Consider the following 6,764-nt stretch of genomic DNA (forward strand, 5'->3'; position numbering starts at 1 on the left):
TAAGACGCGTCGTTTAGGCGACGCGTATCCGGACTTTCAGTCCGCAATACCTAACCCACCAGCTTTAGCTGGTGGTTGTTGAGTCTGAAGTTGATCTTTGTGCGGACCGCCATGCGTTCGACAAGCGCGTGAGTGGCCGAGCCCGGTTCGCGGCTGACGATTTCAATACCATCCAGCTGTTCCGGCCGCACTTTCCGGCGGCGAGCGAGGCGGTGTCGCGGTGGCACCACGAGCATGGTCTCGTCCTTCACCAGAATGCGGATCACGAAATTGGAGCTCAGTGCGCCGACAGGAGAAGCGGGTCCTCTCACAACGGCGATATCGCCCTCACCTCGTTCGAGCGCGCTCATCGCATCGTTCGCGTTGTGACGCGTCATTTGCAGCTCGATTCCTGGAAACCGTGCATGAAAAGCGGCGAGCACGGGCGGCAGCATATAAACCGCGACCGAAGTGCTTGCGAGCACCCGCAATTTGCCTTCTTCCAATCCGCGCAGCCGGCTGATGGCCTGTTCCGCGCCTTCGAGTGCGCGCACGCAGGCTTGTGCGTAGGGCAGAAGCGTTTCCGCAGCCGGACTCAGTCTGACGCCATAACGGTGACGTAGCATCAGTGGTGTGCCGACCGCCTCGCTCAGCTGCCGGAGTTGGGCGGAGACCGCGGGCTGCGTTTTGCCGAGAGCGGCGCTGGCAGCGGTCAGGCTCCCGGTAGAAGCAACTGACGCCAGCGCTATCAAGTGATGGGGTGTGACAATCTTCGACGATTTCATATAAGAAAATGTTGGGTGAAAGGTAATCGAATCTTATTTGACTTTGGTCTAGTCTCGTCTCACCATCGACGCCCCACACGCAGCAACCAGAGGAGCGTCAATGAAGATCACGAGCGTTTCGTGCCACATGGTCACGATCCCATACAAGAACGCCTATCGCATGGCGCCAGGCGAAACGACGCACAAGCGACAGATTGTGATCCTCGTCGAGACAGACGAAGGCATAACCGGCGTGGGTGAGACCGGCGTGACGCTGATCGAGCGCGGTGGAGAAACGCAGGAAGCGATCTACATAACGCTGAAGAAGTACTTCCCGCCGATCATCATCGGCATGGATCCGTTCGAAATCGGCCGGATCATCGACAAGCTCGAAGCGTTCAACCAGGGGCGTACCGGTTTCCTCTGCGCCAAGGCCGCCGTCGACACAGCGTGTTACGACATCATGGGCAAGGCGACGGGACGCCCCGTCGCGACGATCCTCGGAGGCATCTACCGCACGAAGTTCGGCGTGAGCAGAAGCCTCGGCGTGAAGACGCCGAAAGAGATGGGGCAGGACGCGCTGAAGCTGAAAGAAGCCGGCTACGCGATGCTGACGGTCAAAGCCGGGTTCGATCCCAAAGAGGATGTGGATCGTGTCGCCGCAGTGCGCGACGCAGTCGGCGCGAATTATCCGATCGAAGTGGACATCAACGGAGCCTACACCGTCGAGGTCGCCATTCCGACTCTCAAGAAGATGGAGCGTTACGGCATCGAAGCGGTGGAGCAGCCCGTGGCATGGTGGGATCTCAAAGGCATGCGAGATGTGCGCGTGGCGATCGATACCCCCGTCACTGCCGATGAGAGCGCGTGGACACCGTACGACGTCGCCAACATCGCGAAGGAAGGTGCGGCCGATACGATTTGCCTGAAGCCCGTCAAAAACGGCGGGCTTTTCTTGAGCAAGCGCATGGCGGAGATCGCCGATGCCGCAGGCATGGGCGTGCTCATGGGGAGCAAACACCCGTTGAGCCCGGGCACGTCTGCGATCATTCATTTCGCTGCGGCCATTCCTGCCATGCACGCCGTGCTCGGCTACGGCTCACCGATGGAGCGCCTCGTCGACGACATTTGCGACAATCCCATCATGATGGCCAAGGATGGAACGGTTTCGCTGCCTGAAGGGGCAGGCTTGGGCGTCACTGTATCGCCTGAAAAACTGAAGAAGTACACGGAGGAGCTGAAGCTCTAACGTGGCAAGACAAAAACCAAAACAAAAGGAGGAGAGAATGCGAAGTTGTCTGTGGCTGGTCTTGATGGCGTGCGCAGGCACGTGCTATATAACGGCAAACGCGCACGCTCAAAATTATCCGGATCGACCCGTGCGGCTGGTCGTCGGCTTCCCGCCAGGTGGGGCGGCCGACATCATCGCCCGCATCGTGGGTCAGAAGCTCTCCGAGGGGTGGGGCCAGCAGGTCGTCGTCGATAACCGTCCCGGTGCAGGGAGCACAATCGGTGCGGAGATCACCGCCCGGGCTGCACCGAACGGTTACACGCTCCTGATGATATCCAGCAGCCACGCGGCAAGCGCAGGTCTGTACAAAACGAGTTATATGCCCGTCGACTCCTTCGCGCCGGTTACGCTAGTCGCCTCGACCCCTCAGGCATTGCTCGCGAACCCATCGCTGGCGGCAAAATCAGTCAATGATTTGCTCGCCATGGCAAAGGGCGAACCGGGAAAACTGAGCTATGGCTCTGCAGGCAACGGCAGCACGACACATCTTGCCGGCGAGCTGCTGACGGACATGGCCAAAGTCAAGATGGTCCACGTGCCATACAAAGGCGGAGCCCCTGCGTTGGCCGACCTCATGGGCGGTCAGATCCAACTCATGTTTCTCGCGTTGCCGCCTGCGCTGCCTCAGATCAAATCAGGCAAGGTGAGAGCATTGGCAGTAACTTCACTCCAGCGGTCCCCGTCGCTGCCGCAGGTGCAGGCGATATCAGAGGTTGTGCCGGGCTACGAGGCAACGAACTGGTACGGGGTGCTTGCACCGAAGGACACGCCCGCGCCCATCATTAAAAAGCTGCACGCGGACATGGTGACGGTCTTAGGTAACCCGGACGTCGCGCGCAGCATCGTGAGCCAGGGGGCCGACATCGTAGGCAGCACACCGCAGGAGTTCACGTCCTATCTGCGCGCGGAGATCGACAAGTGCACGAAAGTCATAAAGATCGCCGGCATTCGCAGCGACTAGCGGTGTGAGTATCGACATGAATCGCATTGCGGTATTGATTCTGGGTTCGCTCGTGATTTCGACCTCGGCGGTGAGCGCGCAGCAATATCCCGCGCGGCCCGTTCGCCTCATTGCCCCGTTCCCAGCGAGCGGTGGTGTGGACATTATCGCGCGGCAGATCGCGCAGAAACTATCAGATCGGTGGGGACAGCAGGTCGTTGTCGATAATCGCCCGGGAGCGACTGGCATCATCGGTACTGATCTGGCAGCAAAGTCAGCACCGGACGGCTACACCATTCTCATGGGCAACGTGGCCACCCAAGCCGTGAATGTAAGTCTCTTCGACAAGATTCCCTACGATCCGATCAAGGATTTCGCGCCTATTACGCTCGTCGCGCGCGTGCCGGAGATTCTTGTCGTCCACCCATCCATGCCGGCGACAAGTGTCAGGGAGCTGATCGCACTCGCGAAAGCGAAGCCAAAGCAGCTCACGTTCGGCTCCGCTGGCTCCGGCAGTCCGCCGCACCTTGCAGGGGAGCTGTTTCAGTCGCTCGCGAATGTGCAGTTCGTTCATGTTCCCTACAAAGGCAGTGCGCCTGCATTGATCGACCTCATCGGTGGCCAGATCAACATGTACTTCAGCAACATCCTGTCCGCCATGGTGCACGTGAAGGGCGGGCGGTTGCGCGCCCTGGGTGTGACAAGCGTGAAACGATCAGTCGTCGCACCGGATATACCGACGATAGCCGAGGCCGGTTTGCCCGGTTACGAGGAGTACAACTGGTACGGCATGCTGGCGCCGCGGGGCACCCCGAAAGCCATCATTGAAAAGCTGCACGACAACGTCGTCGCGGTCGTACGCAGTAACGACCTTCACGAGCGCATGACGCGCGATGGTGCTGAGGTCATCGGCAGCACGCCGGAAGAGTTCGCGAAGTTCATCAAATCTGAAATCATCAAATACGCGCAAGTCATCAAGACCCGGGGGCTGCGCGTCGAGTGAGGATGCGTCCGTGAGCGGAAGACAAGACATACCGATAGTCGACGTCCGATGCCGGGTGACGATACCTGAAGCCGGAGAGTACTTCTCCGGCCGCGCGAAAGAGCGCGGCCGCTTCAACACGATCAAGTCGTTCGCGAAGGGAACGATCGAAGCGTTCTTCGAGGAGATCGGAGAGGCGGGGATTACCACGGCGGTGTCCACCTCGGGACAAACGCCCGAAATGATGATAGGCGGCCGCGTCATGGCTGCGCGTACGACCTCGAACGATCTCATGGCCAGACTCCAGAAGGAGCATTGGGGCCGCTTCATCGGCGTCGCAGGCATTGATGCGGGAAACGTTCTGCACGATTCTCTCGCTGAGCTCGATCGCTGCGCCGGGATGGGCCTGCGAGTCATGTTCATCGAGCCCGGCCGCTCGCCCGGTTGCGATATCGACGATCGCCGTCTTTATCCGCTTTACGACAAATGTCTGGCGCACGATATGGTGCTCTTTCCGCAGACCTCCGGCCCCTGGGGCGGAAAAAGCATCGATTACGCGCATCCGCGTCACATCGACCAGGTCGCCGAGGATTTCCCTGCGCTCAGGATCATTGCAGGCCACGCCTGCTACCCCTACGTGCGCGAAGCGATCATCGTGGCTGCGCGACATGAGAACGTGTTTCTCTCGCCTGACATGTATCTCACGCAAATGGGAACGGAAGACTGGGTTAAATCGCTCAACAACAACTATTTCGGCCTGCGCGACCAGTTTCTTTTTGCAACGTGTTTTCCCTCGATACCGATCAAGCCGTTCGTCGATGAATTCTGGATGTTGCCCATCAAGGAAGAGGTGCTCCCCAGAATCCTCTACAAAAACGCGTTGCGCGTTTTCAAACTCGAAGACGACCCGGTGTTCAAGTCGATGTATCCCGCCTGAGAGGAAGCTCTGTGCACATCGTTGATATGCGTCTGCGTCCGCCGCTGAAGACCTGGGTAGGCAAGCTGCAGTTCACACGGGGCGACGATTACTATCGGAACCTTGGATACGAGCGTCCCGCCTCCACACGAACTCAGTCGATGGCCGATCTCCTGCGCGAGATGGACGACGCGGGAGTGCAATGGGGGGTCATCATGGGTCGTCAGTCCGAAGAGCCGCTCGGCGTCATTCCAAACGACGAGATCGCGGCATGCGTCGAGCAGCATCCCGACCGCTTCGTGGGTTGGGTAGGGCTCGACCTGAGTCAGCCGATCCACTGGTGCCTCGAGGAAATCGATCGTTGCCTGAAGACGCCGGGCTTCAAAGGCGTCTCGATCGAGCCGCCTATATCGAAGGACCCGACGATCCACAGCCCGGCGGACCGGCGCCTCTACCCGATCTATGAAGAGTGCGTGCGCCGCGGCGTTCCGATCAACATCACCTTGAGTGCGCAGCTCCAGGCGCGCCTGGGCCGTCCCTACGAAGACAGCTCGCCGATCCCGCTGTTTCAAGTGGCAAAAGATTTTCCAAAGCTCGTCATTCACGTTGCTCACGCCGCATGGCCCTACGTGATGGACATGATCGGCGTCGGATTCGTGTGTCCGAACGTTTGGCTCTCACCAGATCAGTACATGGTCAAGCGACTGCCCGGTGCCGAAGAGTACGTGAAAGCCGTCAGGAACTACTTTTACGACCGTGCATGTTTCGGCACGGCGTATCCGAGCCGGCCGCACAAACATATGGTCCGCGAGTACCAAGAGCTCGGCTTCACCTCCGAAGTATTCGACAAGGTCATGTCGAAGAACGCTCTGCGCCTCATGAACATGGCTTGATGTGCCGAGCACCATTGTCGACATGCGGATGCGCGCGCCGCATACCGTGCCGCCGGACCGCGAAGGAAGACCGGCGGCACGAGCCGCTGATCTTCAAACTACAACCTCACTCATTGGCGCGCCCGGATTGTTCCTGACGCCGCGTCCCCGTTCGTTATAGCTTGCCGCTCGTTGTCGGTTATCATGTGCAACATCACCGAACGTGTGCAAAGACCCCGTTCGACGCCCCGCGCTGCTCGAGATGACTTCAGACGCCGTCAACACACAGGACCTTCATTACCTCAGCATCAGTGAAGCGTCTTCGCTCATACGCGACCGGAAGCCCTCGCCTGTCGAAGTGGTCCGCTCTCATCTCGACCGTATCGACGCGCTGCAGCCGCGTCTTCATGCATTCATTACCGTCACTCGCGAGCAGGCACTCGAGAACGCGCGCCGTGCGGAGCGAGACATTCAGAAAGGCACCTATCGCGGCTCTTTGCACGGCATACCGCTGGCGCACAAAGACATCATCTGGACTCACGGCGTCCGAACCACACCGCATTCCCGCCGTCTCAAGGACTGGGTCCCTGCAGAAAACGCCACGGTCTTCGAGTGCCTGCGCGCAGGGGCGGAGACATGCTGATCTTCGACACGCTGAACGAATTTCGAGAGACGGGCGGCAGACCGCTTCTCACTGAAAGACACTCCAGCATCTACCGGTTGCACCATGAGTTATAACGCCGGCCCGAGCTCAATGCTTCAGGCTACACTCAGCCATGCGCAGGCCGCACACAGCCCTTCGCTACCCGCCAGCATTTTTCCGAGAGCTGTACGAAGCGCAAACCGTCCTCGATCCGCGCGATACGCGCGCCTACCTCATTCGGACCCTTCAAGTGCATCGCCTGCGAACCCTGTGTGCCAGTATGACGTGCAACACCTACCTTCAAGCATTTAGACTCTAAAGGTAGGAATCAATGTCATGGCAAATCTGATGAAAGCTGTACCGAGTCCTGTAGGCAA

Annotated in this window: 7 protein-coding genes; 6 read left to right on the plus strand and 1 reads right to left on the minus strand. The window is 59.3% G+C overall.

Features of this window, described 5'->3' with window-relative positions; translation table 11 throughout:
• Window positions 1–50: 50 nt before the first annotated feature.
• Window positions 51–764, minus strand: coding sequence for a LysR family transcriptional regulator (locus GEV05_29935; GenBank protein ID MPZ47505.1), 714 nt, complete (start codon window positions 762–764; stop codon window positions 51–53).
• A 100-nt stretch (window positions 765–864) separates the two neighbouring features.
• Here GEV05_29935 and GEV05_29940 point away from each other — a divergent pair, with 100 nt between their 5' ends.
• The 6 genes from GEV05_29940 (at window position 865) to GEV05_29965 (ending at window position 6,387) form a co-directional block, all read left to right on the plus strand.
• Window positions 865–1,992, plus strand: coding sequence for a hypothetical protein (locus GEV05_29940; protein ID MPZ47506.1), 1,128 nt, complete (start codon window positions 865–867; stop codon window positions 1,990–1,992).
• A gap of 1 nt (window position 1,993) precedes the next feature.
• Complete coding sequence (locus tag GEV05_29945; protein ID MPZ47507.1) at window positions 1,994–2,995, plus strand: tripartite tricarboxylate transporter substrate binding protein; 1,002 nt, start codon at window positions 1,994–1,996, stop codon at window positions 2,993–2,995.
• A gap of 16 nt (window positions 2,996–3,011) precedes the next feature.
• Window positions 3,012–3,977: a tripartite tricarboxylate transporter substrate binding protein gene (locus GEV05_29950; protein MPZ47508.1), complete on the plus strand. Its 966-nt coding sequence runs from the start codon at window positions 3,012–3,014 to the stop codon at window positions 3,975–3,977.
• Window positions 3,868–4,893, plus strand: a complete 1,026-nt coding sequence (locus tag GEV05_29955) for an amidohydrolase family protein (protein MPZ47509.1) — start codon at window positions 3,868–3,870, stop codon at window positions 4,891–4,893. The genes GEV05_29950 and GEV05_29955 overlap by 110 nt, the downstream gene beginning before the upstream one ends.
• An 11-nt stretch (window positions 4,894–4,904) precedes the next feature.
• Window positions 4,905–5,765: an amidohydrolase family protein gene (locus GEV05_29960; protein ID MPZ47510.1), complete on the plus strand. Its 861-nt coding sequence runs from the start codon at window positions 4,905–4,907 to the stop codon at window positions 5,763–5,765.
• Between the two features lie 241 nt (window positions 5,766–6,006).
• The gene (locus tag GEV05_29965) at window positions 6,007–6,387 is read left to right on the plus strand and encodes a hypothetical protein (protein ID MPZ47511.1); all 381 of its coding nucleotides are present in this window, start codon (window positions 6,007–6,009) and stop codon (window positions 6,385–6,387) included.
• The last annotated feature ends 377 nt before the right edge of the window (window positions 6,388–6,764 follow it).

It is taken from the genome of Betaproteobacteria bacterium (assembly GCA_009377585.1).
In the GTDB taxonomy this organism is placed as follows: domain Bacteria; phylum Pseudomonadota; class Gammaproteobacteria; order Burkholderiales; family WYBJ01; genus WYBJ01.